The organism is Arthrobacter sp. UYP6, assembly GCF_040547315.1.
Taxonomy (GTDB): domain Bacteria; phylum Actinomycetota; class Actinomycetes; order Actinomycetales; family Micrococcaceae; genus Arthrobacter_B.
Map to the genome: position 1 here is coordinate 141,255 of NZ_JBEPPM010000010.1, position 15,296 is coordinate 156,550.

At 67.1% G+C, this 15,296-nt stretch carries 13 protein-coding genes; 8 read left to right on the forward strand and 5 right to left on the reverse strand.

The window, feature by feature from the left end:
* Positions 1 to 150: 150 nt before the first annotated feature.
* Positions 151 to 1,260: a GTP pyrophosphokinase gene (locus tag ABIB35_RS10485; RefSeq protein ID WP_354181149.1), complete on the reverse strand. Its 1,110-nt coding sequence runs from the start codon at positions 1,258 to 1,260 to the stop codon at positions 151 to 153.
* A 101-nt stretch (positions 1,261 to 1,361) separates the two neighbouring features.
* On the opposite strand from ABIB35_RS10485, the gene ABIB35_RS10490 reads away from it, so the two are divergent.
* The 4 genes from ABIB35_RS10490 (at position 1,362) to ABIB35_RS10505 (ending at position 4,559) form a co-directional block, all read left to right on the forward strand.
* Positions 1,362 to 2,138 carry an alpha/beta hydrolase family protein gene (locus ABIB35_RS10490; protein WP_354181150.1) on the forward strand — a complete coding sequence of 259 codons (777 nt, stop codon included), beginning with the start codon at positions 1,362 to 1,364 and terminating at the stop codon, positions 2,136 to 2,138.
* Between the two features lie 40 nt (positions 2,139 to 2,178).
* Entirely contained in the window at positions 2,179 to 3,093 is a 915-nt protein-coding gene (locus tag ABIB35_RS10495; protein WP_354181151.1) for a carbohydrate kinase family protein, read from the forward strand.
* Positions 3,094 to 3,130: 37 nt separating this feature from the next.
* Positions 3,131 to 3,667, forward strand: coding sequence for a YbhB/YbcL family Raf kinase inhibitor-like protein (locus ABIB35_RS10500; RefSeq protein ID WP_354181152.1), 537 nt, complete (start codon positions 3,131 to 3,133; stop codon positions 3,665 to 3,667).
* A gap of 88 nt (positions 3,668 to 3,755) precedes the next feature.
* Positions 3,756 to 4,559, forward strand: coding sequence for an HAD family hydrolase (locus ABIB35_RS10505; protein ID WP_354181153.1), 804 nt, complete (start codon positions 3,756 to 3,758; stop codon positions 4,557 to 4,559).
* A gap of 80 nt (positions 4,560 to 4,639) precedes the next feature.
* Here ABIB35_RS10505 and ABIB35_RS10510 read toward each other — a convergent pair whose 3' ends face one another.
* The 3 genes from ABIB35_RS10510 to ABIB35_RS10520 are packed head-to-tail and all read right to left on the reverse strand — an operon-like array spanning position 4,640 to position 9,341.
* Positions 4,640 to 5,419 carry a phosphatase PAP2 family protein gene (locus ABIB35_RS10510; RefSeq protein WP_354181154.1) on the reverse strand — a complete coding sequence of 260 codons (780 nt, stop codon included), beginning with the start codon at positions 5,417 to 5,419 and terminating at the stop codon, positions 4,640 to 4,642.
* On the reverse strand, positions 5,419 to 6,717 hold the full coding sequence (locus ABIB35_RS10515; protein WP_354181155.1) for an alpha/beta hydrolase: 1,299 nt from the start codon (positions 6,715 to 6,717) through the stop codon (positions 5,419 to 5,421). The genes ABIB35_RS10510 and ABIB35_RS10515 overlap by 1 nt, the downstream gene beginning before the upstream one ends.
* Positions 6,714 to 9,341 carry a bifunctional lysylphosphatidylglycerol flippase/synthetase MprF gene (locus ABIB35_RS10520; protein WP_354181156.1) on the reverse strand — a complete coding sequence of 876 codons (2,628 nt, stop codon included), beginning with the start codon at positions 9,339 to 9,341 and terminating at the stop codon, positions 6,714 to 6,716. The genes ABIB35_RS10515 and ABIB35_RS10520 overlap by 4 nt, the downstream gene beginning before the upstream one ends.
* Before the next feature lie 137 nt (positions 9,342 to 9,478).
* Between ABIB35_RS10520 and ABIB35_RS10525 the strand changes: the two genes are divergently transcribed.
* Both ABIB35_RS10525 and ABIB35_RS10530 read left to right on the forward strand, forming a co-directional pair.
* The gene (locus ABIB35_RS10525; protein WP_354181157.1) at positions 9,479 to 10,261 is read left to right on the forward strand and encodes a glycerophosphodiester phosphodiesterase family protein; all 783 of its coding nucleotides are present in this window, start codon (positions 9,479 to 9,481) and stop codon (positions 10,259 to 10,261) included.
* Positions 10,262 to 10,321: 60 nt separating this feature from the next.
* On the forward strand, positions 10,322 to 11,431 hold the full coding sequence (locus ABIB35_RS10530) for a glycerate kinase (protein ID WP_354181158.1): 1,110 nt from the start codon (positions 10,322 to 10,324) through the stop codon (positions 11,429 to 11,431).
* 23 nt (positions 11,432 to 11,454) lie between these two features.
* Here the strand turns inward: ABIB35_RS10530 and ABIB35_RS10535 are convergent, their stop codons facing one another.
* Entirely contained in the window at positions 11,455 to 12,768 is a 1,314-nt protein-coding gene (locus ABIB35_RS10535; protein WP_354181160.1) for a uracil-xanthine permease family protein, read from the reverse strand.
* 145 nt (positions 12,769 to 12,913) lie between these two features.
* Between ABIB35_RS10535 and ABIB35_RS10540 the strand changes: the two genes are divergently transcribed.
* Positions 12,914 to 13,747 (forward strand): SDR family NAD(P)-dependent oxidoreductase, encoded by an 834-nt coding sequence (locus ABIB35_RS10540; RefSeq protein ID WP_354181161.1) that lies wholly within the window; start codon positions 12,914 to 12,916, stop codon positions 13,745 to 13,747.
* On the forward strand, positions 13,744 to 15,162 hold the full coding sequence (locus tag ABIB35_RS10545) for an aldehyde dehydrogenase family protein (RefSeq protein ID WP_354181162.1): 1,419 nt from the start codon (positions 13,744 to 13,746) through the stop codon (positions 15,160 to 15,162). The genes ABIB35_RS10540 and ABIB35_RS10545 overlap by 4 nt, the downstream gene beginning before the upstream one ends.
* Positions 15,163 to 15,296 lie beyond the last annotated feature (134 nt).

Here is a 15,296-nt window from a genome sequence, read left to right on the forward strand (position 1 = left end):
ACCCTGCGTTTTGGGTTTTCCCTGCCGGTTTGGGAAATTACTGCCGGTCCGCCCCGGCAGCAAATTCCCAAAACGGTCGCAGAATCCCAAAACGTTCGCGGAACGGTGCTGCTATCTGACCCGCAGGCCCCGCTTCAGCCGCGTGAACCCTTAAGCGTTCTCCTCCCGTGCCCGGAAGAGCTGCATCTGCCGGTAGCGGCGGCCCAGGGACTCGCGCCGGGGCTTGACCGGGGCGTCCTCCGGCTCAGCGGTTAGATCAATGTGCTCCTTGCCGAAGCGCCACAGCAGCAGGTCATCAAGCAGGCGGTCCGGCCCGGGGGAGTAGCGGTGATCCAAGGCTTTGCGGACCTTGGTGATGATGTCCGCCTGCAGCAGCCCGGCCAAGTCCATGGTGGTCTTCATTCCGTGCGCGGCCAGCAGCTCAGCGGCCCAGCCCCAGTCATCGCCGGCTTTGCGGTTGACGTGCGGCAGCAGGGTCATCCAGACATCGCGGATCCGGTTCGGGGTCAGCGGTGCGCTGCCCTCGCCTTCCTCGTCCCAGAACCCGGTGACCGTCTCATAACGTTCGTGGAGTTCGGCAAAGGCGGTTTCCACGGTTTCCAGCATGGCCGCGGTGGCGGTGAACTGGCGGTCAAAGTATGGACTCCAGGCCCGCGGATCACCGGCCTTGAAGCGGATGTCGTGCTCGATCTCGGACCAGGCATGGGCCAGCACCGTCCGGATCTGCACCTCAAACTGGTAGCTGCCGTTGGGCCGCTGCTCCGGGTCCAGGAGCTTGTGATATTCCCGGACAGTGTCATTCTGGATGGTCCGCAGGACCAAATGGCGGCTGGAATAGCCGTAGGTGCCGGACTCGATGGAGCCGATGTCCTTCTCCCGGTCCCCGCGGCAGTCAAACTCCGCCCGCTGGCGCTTAATCAGGTTGGCCGCCTCATCCACCTCGTGCGGCAGGGTCACGATCACCCGCAGCCCCACCAGGTCGATGAGGTTGCGCAGCGGATCGGGAAACAGCAGGGTGGGCAGCTCCTCGGGATCCTCCGACGGCAGGGTCCGCGAAGCCTTATCCCGGAAGGATTCCACGGTTTTGGTCCGCGACGCCACAAACAGCGGCCGGACCGGGCTGTCCGTGAAGATGCTCCGCAGGCTTTCCTCCATCTCCCGGGTGAGCTTTTCCAGAGCAGGGCGGACCCGTGCATATTCATCCGTGCTTGCCGCAACCACCGGACGCAGCCGGTCATCAAGGCTCTCCCACGCGCCCATAGAAAAACTCCATTCCTCACCAGCTGATGTTTCGCCCGCCGTCCGGTGCGCCGGACGCTAGGCTCAGTACCACATTAGGCCAGATCAAGGAGGGCTTTTCGATGCCTGGTAACCCGCTGCGCATCCAGTACGGCACCGGCCCGGAACAATATGCCGAGCTCACGCTGGACGATGAACGGCACGACGACGTCGGCGCAGGGCCTTCCGGAGGCGCACCCGTAGTGGTCATCATCCACGGCGGCTACTGGCGTTCGGCTTACACCGCCGAGCTGGGCCGGCCCGCGGCTCTGGACCTTACCGGCCGCGGTTACGCCTGCTGGAACCTGGAGTACCGCCGCGCCGGCAACGGGGGCGGCTGGCCCGAGACGTTCGAGGACATCAGCGCCGGGATCGACGCGCTGGAACCTGCAGCCCGCGACCACAACCTGGACCTGACCCGGGTCACCGTGCTGGGCCATTCCGCCGGCGGGCACCTGGCCGTCTGGGCCGCGGGCCGCAGGACCGCCGCCGTTCCCGTCACCGCCGTCGTCAGCCAGGCCGGCGTCCTGAACCTGGCCGAAGCGCTGGAGCTGAACCTGAGCGACGGCGCGGTGCGGAACTTCCTCGGGTCCTCCCCGGAAGGGGAACCTGCCCGGTACCGCAGCGCCGATCCGATGCGGCGGCTTCCGCTGCGGGTGCCCGTCATTGCCCTGCACGGCGACGCCGATTCCCATGTTCCGCTGAGCCAGTCCGCCGGATTTGTGCAGGCCGCCAAGGACTCCGGGTCACCTGCCGAACTGCGGATGGTCCCCGGCGACCACTTCGCCCTGATCACGCCCGGCACGCCGGCGTGGGCCGCCGTCGTCCAAGCAGTGGCGGAAGCGTCGCAAGTGCAGTGATCTTAAGGAAACAGGGGGAGGGCTCTGTTAGGTTGAGGCTGTGCTCACAGTAATTGGCGAAGCCCTCGTGGACGAGGTTCTCAGCGACACCGCTCCCAAACGGTCTCATCCCGGCGGAAGCCCGCTCAACGTGGCCGTAGGTGTGGCCCGGCTGGGCCGCCCGGTGCAGTTTGTGGGCCGCTACGGCACCGACGACTACGGGAAGCTGATCGAAGGACACCTGCGCGAGAACTCCGTGCTGACCCCTCTGCCGCCCGATGACCTGCCCACCAGCGTGGCCACAGCGGTCCTGGATCCGGCCGGCGGCGCCCGCTACACCTTTGACCTTCAATGGCGGCTGCCCTCGCTGGCGGCGGCGCTGCCTCGGCTGTTGGACGGCACCACCATGCTGCACACCGGCTCCATTGCCGCCATGCTGCGCCCCGGTGCGGACGCCGTGCTGCGCGCAGTGGAACGTGCCCGTCCCTCGGCCACCATCACTTATGACCCCAACTGCCGGCCCTCCATCATCACTGACGTGTCCTACGCCCGGGAGCAGGCGGAGAAATTCGTGGCCCTGGCGGACGTGGTCAAGGCCTCCGACGAGGACCTCGCATGGCTGTATCCGCAGGAGCGCCCGCAGGATGCGGCCCGGCGCTGGCTGTCCCTGGGTCCGGCCCTCGTGGCGGTCACCAGCGGATCCAAGGGCGCCTGGGCCGTGGCTGCGGCCGGAGAAGCCCATGCCTCCGTTCCGCCCGTCACCGTGGTGGACACCGTGGGTGCGGGGGACTCCTTCATGTCCGCACTGCTGGTCTCGCTGATGGACCTGGAGCTCGACGGCGGCGCCCGCCGCCCCGAACTGGCCCGAATAAGCGCCGCGGACCTGGGCGCGGTGCTGGACTTCGCCGCCCGGGCGGCGGCCATTACCGTTTCACGCGCCGGGGCCAATCCGCCGTCGCGCGCCGAACTTTCCTAATCCCGGACGTCCCTTCCCACCCCAAGAGGAGATCACCATGCAGTCCCATGATCCGTATGACGCGCTTCCTTCCGTGCCTGCCTTCACCGTCACCAGCGAGGATTTCGCCAACATGGAGCCCTTTGGGCCCGCCCAGTACAGCGGCAAGATGGGGATTCCCGGCGGCAAGGACGCCTCACCTCAGCTGAGCTGGTCCGGCGCCCCTGAGGGCACCAAAAGCTTCGCCGTCACGATGTATGACCCCGATGCCCCCACAGCCAGCGGTTTTTGGCACTGGGCAGCATTCAACATTCCGGTGTGGGTGACGTCGCTGCCGGGCAATGCCGCCAATATGGACGATTTGCCGCAGGGCACGGTTCAGTTGCGGAACGACGCCGGATTCAGTGGTTTTGTGGGGGCGGCGCCGCCCGCCGGCCACGGTCCGCACCGCTACTTTGTGGTGGTCCACGCCGTGGACGTGGACACCCTCGATGTTCCGGCCGACGCTGCCCCGGCGCTCCTGGGCTTCAACCTGTTCACCCACACCCTGGCCCGGGCACGGATCGTGGGCCTGGCGGAAGTTTCCGCCTCCTGACGTCAAGCTGCATCCGGACCGCCGGGCCGGATAGGCTGGAAGCCTGTGCAGCTGCGCAGGACAGGCCAAACGAACGAAGAGGTGCCCGGTGCGTCTGGTGGCAAGTGACCTGGACGGGACCATTGTGGGTCCGGACAACAGGATTAGTGATCGGACCGTCCGCGCGTTCCGGGACTGCGCGGACGCCGGCGTCGATGTTGTCTTTGTCACCGGTCGGCCGCCGCGCTGGCTGACGCCGCTTACGGACGCCCTCGGCCACACCGGTACCGTGATCTGCTCCAACGGTGCGGTCACCTACGATCTTGGCGCCGGCCGCGTGCTCAAGGCGCAGGCGTTGTCCCTGCCGGATCTTTTTGCTGCCGCTGCCATTATCCGGAAGCTGTATCCGGCCGTCCGGTTTGCCGCTGAGACCGTGGACGGCTTTCACCTCGCGCCGGGCTTCCTCGAATCAGGCTCCCGGGAGCTGCCGGGTGCTGCGGCCCCCGCTCCGCTGGAATCCAGCCTCACCGAGGCGGACACCGTGGTGAAGTTCCTGGCCCGCGTGGACGGCACCTCACCGGATGAGTTCCTGCAGCGGGTCCGTCCGGCTGTCTCGCATCTGGTCTCCACCACGCATTCCGCGCCCACCGTTCCGCTGCTGGAGATGTCCCTGCAGGGTTTGAACAAGGCGGTCACGCTGGCCGACTACGCCGCATCCCGGGACATTTCCCCCGCGGAGGTGGTGGCCTTCGGCGACATGCCCAATGACGTGCAGATGCTGCAGTGGGCCGGGCGCGGCTATGCGATGGCCTCCGGCCATCCCGAGGCGCTGGCAGCAGCGGACAAGACGGCTCCGGCCTTTGCGGACGACGGCGTGGCGCAGGTTCTGGAATTCCTCCTGCGCCGGCTCTGAGCCCGGCAATGAGCTGAGCCCTGCAGTGAGCTGAGCCGGTGGCCGCGTCAGGGTGCCGCTTCCTGCGGGGGTGGCGGGTGTCAGGGGCGGGCGGTTCTGGCTGCAACCCGGCGCGAGTGCAGGAGCTGATGGGCGGTGATGACCACCGCCAGCCAGGCCAGGCCCAGCGTCCACGCCACCAGCACATCAGTAAACCAATGGTGGCCCAGATAGACCCGGCTCAGGCCCACGGCAAGGGCGAAACCCGCAGCGGAGGCTAGTGTGAGGATCTTCGCCCGCCGGGTCTGCAGGTGCAGGATTACCAGGTAGGCCACCATGCCGGCCAACACCACCGAGTTCAGTGAATGGCCGCTGGGGAATGAGGCCGAGTATTCGTACGGCGGAACGGCGTCGGCCAGCGGCGGCCGGATCCGTCCGATCAGGTCCTTGCCGGCCACCGTCATCAACAGCGAGCCGCCGGCCGCGGAGACCATGAGCAGTGCCGGGGTCCAGGACCGCCAGCGCAGTGCCATCACCAGGGTTGCAGCACCCGCCAGGATAGGCATGCCAATTTCACCGGCCAGGTTGGTGAATCCCGTTACTGCCGCGTTCAGGCCCGGGGAGCGCAGTGCCAGTGCCGTGTCCAGCGCGGGCTGATCCAGCTGGGCGACGCCGTCGGACTTCACCACCGCTTCGTAGACTTCGGCCGAGCCCAGGGTGAGCAGGATGGCGGGGATCAGTCCCACCGCAAGGGTGATCAGCAGGGCTGTGTGCGGTGACGTCCACCGCGCCAGACGGCGGAAGGCCTCGGCGAGCCAAGCGGGCGGCCCGAGCTGCTCCGGAGGCTCTGCGGGAGGCTTACGGGGTGCGTCATCGGTCATTACTCCAGTATGCCCAGTCTGCGGCAGAGCCAGTCCAGGTTATTCTCCAGCCCGGCCTTCCACACCTGCCAGGAGTGGCCGCCGGGAAGCTCCTGGAGGGTCACGTCCATACCTGCCGCCTTGGCCGCCTGGTAGACCTGGCGGCCCTGCGGCGCATACACCGAGTCATCTACGCCCACCGCCACGATGCCGGCTGAATCCGGAAACGATTGCGCAGCCAGCCGGTCCAGGGCATTCTGAGCCTTAAACCGTGACTCGTCTCCGCCGAAATAGGTGCTGATGAGCGCCTCCTTGCCCTGGGCGATAGTGGGTTCGGTTTCGCCGGCAATGTCAATGAAGGTGGGGTAGGCATCCGGAAAATTCGTAGCCAGCTGCATGGAGCAGGTTCCGCCGTAGGAGTAGCCGGCCACCGCCCACTGGCTGCCTCCACCGAGCCCGGAGGCAAGGTGCTGCTGCACCCAGGCCGGAAGATCCACCGCCAAGTACGTTCCGGAGGCGCTGATGTCCGAGTCCAGGCACAGCGGCCAGTTGGCGTTGTTGGCATTGGAGGCATCAGGAAGAATCACCACGGGGGCCAAGCCGTTGTGGGCAGCGGCGAACGTGTCCATCATGTTCAGCAGTTGCCCGCCCACCAGCCAATCCGACGGCACTCCGGGCTGGCCGTGAATCAGGACCAGGACCGGAAGGTTGACTGCCGCCGGATGCGCCAGATAGGCGGGCGGAAGGTAGACGAGTGCGGGATTGGACGCATAACCGGAGACGGTGCCCGGAATATCCGCCGAATACAGGCTGCCGCCGGAGGGCATGTTCGCCGGCGGAGTCCAGTTCGCCTCGGTGGTGGTCGGCTGTCCTGCCGCTGTGGCGGGATCCCGCTCCGGAACCTTCTGGCCCACGGGGCGGGGTGGGTTGATCAGCGAAGCCAGGGTGGGGTACTGCGAGTATGCGGTGTTCACGGTGACCGCCACCGCCAGAAGCGCCAGCGCCGCCGCAGTCAGGGCCAACACTCTGGTGGGCACTGTGTCGACGGCCCTGAACCGCACCACGGCAAGGATTACGGCGAGTATTCCCAGTCCGGCATATATGTAGAGGGTCCGGGGTAAGGAAGCGTTCCACCACTGGAACACAGCTTCGGCAAGGAGGAATAATGTGAAGGTCAGCGCAGCGGAAACCAGCATGGCAGCCGGAACCACCACCAGCAGATGGCGTTGTCCACCTCCTGCGAGCCAGATCAGGGACAGCCCGCCTAAAGCCAGCAGCGCTACCGGCACTGCTCCGGTCACCAGCGAGATGGAGTTCATCGGGCACCGCTCACGATACGTCGGACCAGGGTCAGGCTCTGGCTGAGGGAAACCTCCGGAAGATAGGCGCGGGCTACGGCGTTGCCGATGGCCGGCAGGGAGGCGGGATCAAGATAGGTGAGGTAGAGCGGTACGTACTGCGGCTGGAACTTGGCTTTGAACGCCAGCAGGGACCGGAAGCCGTACACCGGCTCGAGGGTGGCTCCGAGCAGGTCCAATACGTGGTCCAGAAGTGCTGTCTGACCTTCGGTGCCGTCACGGCCGCTCGGGCTGTCGCTGTCGCTGTCACCGCCGCTGCCGCTGCCGCCGTCGCCGTCCCCGGAGCGGGAGCGGGAGCGGGCAAGCGGCGCTCCGGAGAGGCTTACCAGCTCAAACCCCTCGTCCTGCAGGAGGCTTACCGCGGAGGCAATCAGGAAGTCCATGGCCGAGCGGAAGCCGGAGCTTCGCCGCCGCATGAAGTCCAGCGTCCAGCCCACCACACGGCCGTCCCGGTAGATCGGCAGCCAGGAGGTGACGCCGTGGACGGTGCCGTCCCGGTCCACCGCCAGCAGGCACCGCACCTGGGGATCATCGATCTCATCCAGTCCACCCAGGGTGAAACCCATCTCCGGCATCTTTTTATCCGCCACCCATTCCTCCGAAATGGCATGGAGCTGGTCAAGCAGCGCCAGCGGGGCTTTGGAATAGTTGATCCATTTGGCCTCGATTCCGGCCTTTCGGGCGTGGTTCATGGCCGTGCGGATATCCTGGAACTTTTTACCCTTGAACTCCAGGGACCCCAGCGACAGGACGGTCTCTTCGGCAACCTGGAGGCGGGAAAAGCCCAGGCCCGCGGTGATGTCTTCAACCTCTGCAGGGACGGAATAGAAGCAGGCCGCCAGCCCGTTGGCCGAGCAGAAGGCCGAAAATTCCTCCACGGTGCTGCGCAGCTCAGCCCGCGGACCCACCGGCTCGCCCACGGTCAGCGCCACACCTGCGTTCTCGCGGAACGCCACGTAGGAGTTGCCGCCGGGAGCAAACCAGTAGGTGTTCCCCGGCCACAGTGTCATCCACGCCATGGTCCCTCCGCCGTTTGCCGTGAGCAGTGCCCTGGCCCGGTCGTCGTCGCGCGCCTGGCGGCCGTGCGCCGGGCGAAGGAAAGAACGCAGCAGGGCCAGACAGGTGAAAACCCAGAACGCCACCCCCACCCATTCGTGCAGCACGTAGGCAAACCATGTGACGGGCTGCAGGCCCGGGGTAGAGATGAACAGTTCGTGGACGGGCAGGAAACGCCCGGGCAGGTCTGCAAGGAGAAGGGCGGCGGAAGCCCGGGGTGTGAACCCGTCCTGGTCCAGCAGACCTCCCGCAACATACACGGTGCTGAGCAGCGCCGCCGCGCCGCCCACCCAGACGGCAACCCTGCGGTAGGTGCCCGGCGGTGCCGAGACGGTGAAAAGGCTGCGGGTCGCGGCCAGCAGAACCAGCACAGCCAGCGGCACGAGCATCGGCAGGAGCAGTGCCAGGGCGTTCTGTGCAGTGCCCAGCTCATATCGGCCGCCCCGGTCGTCACCGCTGAGGAGTCGGAGCGCCCGGATACCTGCCAGGACCGTCATGAGTGCCTGCAGCAGCAGGGCAGTGGCCCAGGCGAAGCGGCGCCCTCGCCGCAGGCCGTCGGAAAAAACCATCAGCAGCACCTGCGGCAGGGTGGCCAGGAAGAAGCCGGCGGGGCCGGCGCGCAGCTGCAGCTTGGCAGCGTGGCAGTCCACTGACTGCGCCGGATCACTGCACATTTGGGCCAGGGTCTGCGGATCGGTGACCTCAACGTAGGTGAAGAGATAGCGCAGCACGGCCAGCGGGCCCACGGCTTGGGAGCTGAGGGCGGAAATGACCGGTCCCACGGCCGAGGCGGCAACGGCCAGGGCCACCAACACCCGGGCCTCCCGCCGGCTGGTCACCAGCCGGCCGGGCCATTTGGGCAGACGGCCGAACAACAGCGGACCGCCGATGACACCCACCACCGCCGCCCCGAGGACAGTGACACTGTGAAAAGATCCTCCGTACAGGGCCAGCAGCACCAACAGAGTCAGCAGCCCCACCCGGAGCCGGCGCCGCCAGAGCGTGGAGAGCCGGGCGCTCAGTGCGGTGGCCGCACCGCACACCAGCGCCACCGGGCCCACGAAGGACTCCGATTCCAGCGCACGCGACCAGTCCCCGGGCACGGCATTGGCAGCATGGGCGAAGCCAACGGCCAGCAGGGCACCCAGGATCTGGGACAACCCGGCTGCAACGGCGAACTTCAGCGATCCCATCAGCCGTTCCGTGGGCAGACCGACCGCCAGGACCAGCAAGGTGCCCGAAATATAGCCGGGTAGCCCCGAGGCCCAGAATCCTGACAGGAGAAGGGCGGGCCAATACTGGGGAAGCGAATCGGCGGAGAGCACCACCCAGTCCTCCAGCGCGCCTTCCGGTCCCGGACCGAGGCTTCCTGTGACAGCACCCGCAATCCAGAAAAAGGCTACAAAACCCAGCGTCACCGGAGCCCGGCGGGCGCTGCCACGAAGCCACTCCACTGGCCAGCGCAGGGTCCTGCCGATCCCGGTCCTGCTGATTCCTGCTGCCTGGTCAGTGGGGGACGTTGTTGTCAAGCCAGATACCTCCGCACCAAACGAGCGTTCCCGGTGCCGTGGTGCTGCGGCCCGGGGTGGTGCAAGTCTAGGACGCAGGGAGTGGGAAAAGGGATGCTTTTGCCCAGCTGCCGCGCGTTCACGGATAAAGTACGCAGGTGAGCTTCCCCTACTTCGACAACCCGGGCCCCCTTGGCCTTGCCCACCGCGGCTTTTCCCGCGAGGGCCTGGAGAACACCATGCCGGCTTTCCGTGCCGCCGCGGCGCTGGGCTGCGGCTACCTGGAAACGGATGTCCGCACCACGCGCGACGGCGTGCTCCTGGCTTTCCACGACGCCACCCTGGACCGAGTGGCCGGCAGCGGAGGACCGGTGGGGAACCTCAGCTACCGGGAAATCCAGGCAGCCCGCGTGGGCGGAACCGAGCCGATTCCCACCTTCGAGCAGCTGCTGACTGAATTGCCCGGGGTCTGTCTGAACGTGGACATCAAGGATGCCCCCGGATCCGCTGAGCTTGTCCGCCTGCTGGAGAAGCACCGGGCGCACGACCGGGTGCTCGTGACCTCGTTCTCGGAGCGGCGGCGGTTGGGGGCGCTGCGCCGGTTGTCCCGGCCCGTGGCCAGTTCTGCGGGGGCTGTGTTTACCGCTCTGACGGTATTGCTCGCCCCGCTGGGGCTGGCCGGAGTGCTGGCCAGGCTGGGACGCTACCAATGCCTGCAGGTGCCCGAGCGGCAGGGGTCGCTGCGGGTGGTGACGCCGTCGTTCCTGAGCCGCTGCCGCCGGGCCGGACTGCAGGTGCACGTCTGGACGGTGAACGAGCCTGCAGATATGGAACGGCTGCTGGAGTGGGGCGTGGACGGGCTGGTGTCGGATCGCGCAGACCTGCTGGCCGGAATCCTGGCGGAGCGGGGAGCCTGGCCGCAGCAGCGTGACGAACCGTAAAAGTCCTGACCGGACGCGGATTTAACGCCTGTTTCGCGCCCGGACTGGCAGTATGGGGGCATGCGAGTTCTCATAGCCCCGGACAAGTTCAAAGGATCACTTTCGGCGGGGGAAGCCGCCGCCGCAATGGCCGAGGGTGTGCTCGCCGTCTATCCGGAGGCTGACGTGACCCTCGTTCCCGTGGCCGACGGCGGTGAGGGCACCCTGGAAGCCGCGCTGGCTGCCGGTGCACAGGAGCGTACGGCCACGGTGCGCGGACCGCTGGGCGGCAACGTCACCGCCTTGTGGGCGCTGACCGGAACCACTGCCGTGATCGAAACAGCCCGCGCCTCCGGGCTGATGCTGGTGGATCCCTCCGTGCAGTCCTCTCTTGCGGCGTCGAGCTACGGCAGCGGTGAGCTGATCCGGGAAGCACTGGACGCGGGCGCTTCGGAAATTGTCCTCGGGATCGGCGGATCGGCCATGACGGATGGTGGTTCCGGTGCCCTGACAGCCCTCGGACTGCGGATCCTTGATGCCGGCGGGAACCCGGTGCCGCCCGGCGGAGCGGGCCTGTCGACCGCCGCGGCCATCGACATTGCAGGGCTGGATCCCAGGCTGGCCGGAGTGCGGGTACGCATCGCTGCTGACGTCACCAACCCGCTGACCGGGCCAGAGGGCGCGGCCCACGTGTTCGGTGAACAGAAAGGGGCAGACTCACCGGCGCGACTGCTGCTGGACGAGGCCCTGGTGCGCTGGGCGGCACTGCTCCGTCAGGAAACCGGGATCGACGTCGATATTGCCGGCGCGGGCGCGGCGGGAGGTTTTCCGTCCGCGTTCCTGGCGTTCACCAACGCGTCGCTGGAAAGCGGATTTGAGGTCATTTCGCGGCTCACCGGCCTGGAGGCTGCCCTGGAAAAAGCGGACCTGGTGCTGACGGGTGAAGGCTCCCTCGATGAACAGTCCCGCTACGGAAAGGCCCCGCTGGCGGTAGCTGAACGCGCCCGCGACGCCGGGATTCCGGTGGTGGCCCTCGCCGGCCGCATCACCCTTCCGCCGCACGTCCTGGCGGAATATGGAGTGGTGGCTGCCGTGAGCCTCCTGGACCTCGTGCAGGATCCGGCGGACGCGATGGCCCAGGCGCAGCGTTGGCTGGTCCGGGCCACCGTTCAGGCGCTGGAAGGGGCCTAACCGGGCGGCCCCGCGGCGGAGCCCTATCCCAGCTTGCTGGGTGTGGAGCCCTGATCAACGCCCGGATCGTCGGGATCGGTGCCCCGTGCGCGGGCAATGGACTGCATGCCGTGGAAGGCGATCAGGGTTACGCCGGTGCCCAGGGCAATGCCGCCGAACTCCAGCCCGGCCACAACCCAGGTGAAGTTGGCAATGGCGACGATCAGTCCGAGGCCGGCAGTGGAGAGATTAATCGGGTTGGAGAAGTTCACCCGGTTATCCACCCAGATCCGCACACCGAGGATGCCGATCATGCCGTAGAGGATGACGCCGGCGCCGCCGAGGACTCCGCCGGGAACCGTGGCAATCATGGCACCGAACTTCGGGAACAGGCTCAGCAGGATGGCCACGATGCCCGCCACCCAGTACGCGGCGGTGGAATAGACCCGGGATGCCGCCATGACGCCGATGTTCTCGGCGTAGGTGGTGGTTGCGGAGCCGCCGCCGGAACCGGCCAGCACGGTCGCCAGGCCGTCGGCCATCAGGGCCCGGCCGGCGTAGGGGTCAAGGTCCCGTCCGGTCATGGCGGCCACGGATTTCACGTGTCCGATGTTCTCGGCCACCAGCACCAGGACCACCGGAACAAAGAGTCCAATGACGGAGAAATGGAAGGTGGGCGACTGGAATTCGGGCAGCCCAAACCAGGCGGCGTCCCTGATGGCCTGGAAATCCACTTCGCCCTGGATGGTGGCTGCAATGTAGCCGGCCACCACACCGATCAGAATGGACAGGCGGCCCAGGAACCCCTTAAACAGGACGGTGACCAGCAGGATGACCACCACGGTGACGGTGGCCGTCAGCGGGCCCTTCTCAAAGTTGTCCTTCGCGGAGCCGGCCAGGTTCAGCCCGATAAGTGCCACGATGGTGCCGGTGACGACGGGGGGCATCAGGATCTGGATCCACTTGGTGCCGGCCCGCTGGACAGCCAGTCCGATCAGGAACAGGGCGGCGCCGGCCATGATGATCCCGCCCAGCGCGCCGCCGGGGCCGTGCTGGGCGGTGGCTGCCGTGATGGGGGCAATGAACGCGAAGCTGGATCCGAGGTAGCTGGGCACGCGGCCGGCGGTGATGATCAGGAACAGGATGGTTCCGATGCCGGAGAACAGCAGTGTGGTGGCGGGCGGGAAACCGGTGAGCAGCGGGACCAGGAACGTTGCGCCGAACATGGCGACCACGTGTTGGGAGCCGATTCCGATGGTCCGCGGCCAGCTCAAACGTTCATCTGGAGCAACGTATTCTCCGGGCTTAATGGTTTTGCCGTCACCGTGAATCGTCCAGGCCGTACCGAATTTGCTCATGGGTGTGCCTTTCGAAGACCTGCGGATGGTTCGTGCAGAATAGTACCGGGCTTTGGTTGCCGGGATGTTACGTTGCACCCGCAGTTATTTTACCGGAGAACAATTGGGGCGGACACAGTGGTTCCCCGCGAACGGACGGAACAGCATGGGCATATCAGTAGCAGGCAGGACGGTCCTCATCACCGGTGCGGCCATGGGCATGGGCCGGCTCTACGCCGAACGTGCCGTGCGCGAGGGCGCCGCCCACGTGGTCCTGTGGGACCGCAACGCACAAGCCCTGGAAGCTACGGCGGCTGATCTGCGCGCACTGGGAGGCAGTACCGTCCATCCCCATGCCCTGGATGTCAGTTCGCAGGAAGAGGTCACCGCGGCCGCCGCCCGTGTCGAGACGGAAGCCGGTGCCCCCGATGTCCTGATCAACAATGCCGGCATCGTGCGAGCCAAGTACTTCTGGGAGCACACCCCCGCGGACATAGACGCCGTCATGCAGGTGAACTCGCTGGCGCCGATGCAGATCACCCGGGCTTTCCTCCCGGGCATGATCGCCCGCCGCACCCCGGCGCGAATCCTGAACGTCGCCTCGGCGTCGGGCACCCTCTCCGTGCCCAAGATGAGCGTTTACACCGCCTCCAAATGGGCCATGATCGGCTGGAGCGATTCCCTGCGCCTGGAACTGAACCAGTCCGGCAACGGGCACATCCAGGTGACCACTCTGATTCCGAGCTACATCAAGACCGGCATGTTTGCCGGTGCCCGCGGACCGCTGATGACGCCGCTGATGGAACCGCAGTACGTGGTGGACCGTGCCTGGGACGCCCTGCTGGAGGGCAAAGCCAGGCTCCAGCTGCCCTGGACGGTGCCGCTGGGCAGCGCCCTGCGCGGGTTGCTGCCGCAGCCCGTATGGGATGTGGTGGCCGGACGGATCTTCAAGGTGTACCAGTCCATGGACCACTTCACCGGCCGCGAGGATATTCGATGAGCGCCATAGGTGTGGAGGCGTCCTCCGCGGACTTCTCCGAGGCCGGAGTGTCCGTAGCATCAGTGGTGGCAGCAGTGCGCCGGACCTACGATTCAGGCAGGACGCGGCCCCTGGGGTGGCGGCGGGAGCAGCTGCAGGGCCTGATCCGCCTGCTGGCCGAGCGTGAGGACGACTTGAACGCCGCCCTTGCCCGGGACCTGGGCAAGAATGCGCTGGAGGGTTACCTCACCGAGCTCTCCATCACCCGGGCGGAGGCCGAGTATGCGCTCAAGCACCTGGCGCAGTGGACGCGCAGCACCCGGGTTCCGGTGCCGCTGGGTTTGATGCCCGCCTCGGCAAAAACCGAGCCGCAACCGCTGGGCGTCGTGCTGGTCATCGCACCGTGGAACTATCCGGTGCAGCTGCTGCTGGCTCCGCTGATCGGGGCGCTGGCTGCGGGCAACGCCGCAGTGCTGAAACCGTCCGAGCTGGCCCCCGCCACTTCACGGGCGGTGGCCGAACTGCTGCCGCAATACCTGGACCCGGACGCCGTCGTGGTGGTGGAAGGCGGGCAGGAGGCCAGCACGGAGCTGCTGGCCGAGCAGTTCGATTCCATTTTCTTTACCGGCGGGGAGCGCGTGGGCCGGGTCGTGCTGCAAGCGGCGGCAAAGTTCCTGACCCCCGTCACCCTGGAGCTGGGTGGAAAGTCGCCTGCGGTTGTCCTGGACGGCAACTTCAGCGCCATCGCCCGCCGTCTGGTGTACGGCAAGCTGCTCAACGCGGGCCAGACCTGCGTGGCGCCGGACTACGTCCTGGTCACGGAGGAGGCGGCACCGAAGCTGCGCAAGCACCTGGTGCGGGCCGTGGCAGAGCTGTTCGGCAAGGATCCGGCCAAGAGTGCTGACCTGGGCCGGATCATCAACGCACAGCACTGGGACCGGCTGAACGGCCTGCTGGACAGCGGAACGGTGCTGGCCGGCGGCCGGGGCGACCGAAACTCGCTCTACCTGGAACCGACCATCCTGACCGATGTGTCGCCGGATTCCCCTGTGATGCAGGAAGAGATTTTTGGCCCGATCCTGCCGGTGCTGACCGTAAAGGACCTGGACGAGGCCATCACGTTCATCAACGCGCGCCCGGTGCCGCTGGCGTCCTACCTCTACACACAGTCCGCAGCCGCGCGGAAGACTTTCGAACGCCGGGTCCGCGCCGGCAGCGTGAACCACAACATCAGCACCGTGCAGCTGGCGGTCCCGGGCCTGCCCTTCGGCGGCGCAGGTGCCAGCGGCACCGGCGCCTATCACGGCAAGTACACCTTCGATACGTTCAGCCAGCTGCGCCCGGTGTTCACCAAGGGCACGGCGCTGGACACCCTGAAGGTGGCCTATCCGCCGTATAACGGGCTCAAGCGCCGGCTCCTGCGCCGCCTGCTCTAACCCTCCCTCCCTCCCTTCCGTCGAACTAACAGAAGCGGGGGGGGCCCGCGCGGGGGGGGGGGGGGGGGGGCGGCGCGGGGGGGGGGGGGGGGGGGGGGGGGGGGGGGGGGGGGGGGGGGGGGGGGGGGGGGGGT

Coding starts and splice junctions, on each gene's coding strand:
- ABIB35_RS10485 (WP_354181149.1), bottom strand. CDS start 1,260: ATGGGCGCGTGGGAGAGCCTTGATGACCGGCTGCGTCCGGTGGTTGCG.
- ABIB35_RS10490 (WP_354181150.1), top strand. CDS start 1,362: ATGCCTGGTAACCCGCTGCGCATCCAGTACGGCACCGGCCCGGAACAA.
- ABIB35_RS10500 (WP_354181152.1), top strand. CDS start 3,131: ATGCAGTCCCATGATCCGTATGACGCGCTTCCTTCCGTGCCTGCCTTC.
- ABIB35_RS10510 (WP_354181154.1), bottom strand. CDS start 5,419: ATGACCGATGACGCACCCCGTAAGCCTCCCGCAGAGCCTCCGGAGCAG.
- ABIB35_RS10515 (WP_354181155.1), bottom strand. CDS start 6,717: ATGAACTCCATCTCGCTGGTGACCGGAGCAGTGCCGGTAGCGCTGCTG.
- ABIB35_RS10530 (WP_354181158.1), top strand. CDS start 10,322: ATGCGAGTTCTCATAGCCCCGGACAAGTTCAAAGGATCACTTTCGGCG.
- ABIB35_RS10535 (WP_354181160.1), bottom strand. CDS start 12,768: ATGAGCAAATTCGGTACGGCCTGGACGATTCACGGTGACGGCAAAACC.
- ABIB35_RS10540 (WP_354181161.1), top strand. CDS start 12,914: ATGGGCATATCAGTAGCAGGCAGGACGGTCCTCATCACCGGTGCGGCC.
- ABIB35_RS10545 (WP_354181162.1), top strand. CDS start 13,744: ATGAGCGCCATAGGTGTGGAGGCGTCCTCCGCGGACTTCTCCGAGGCC.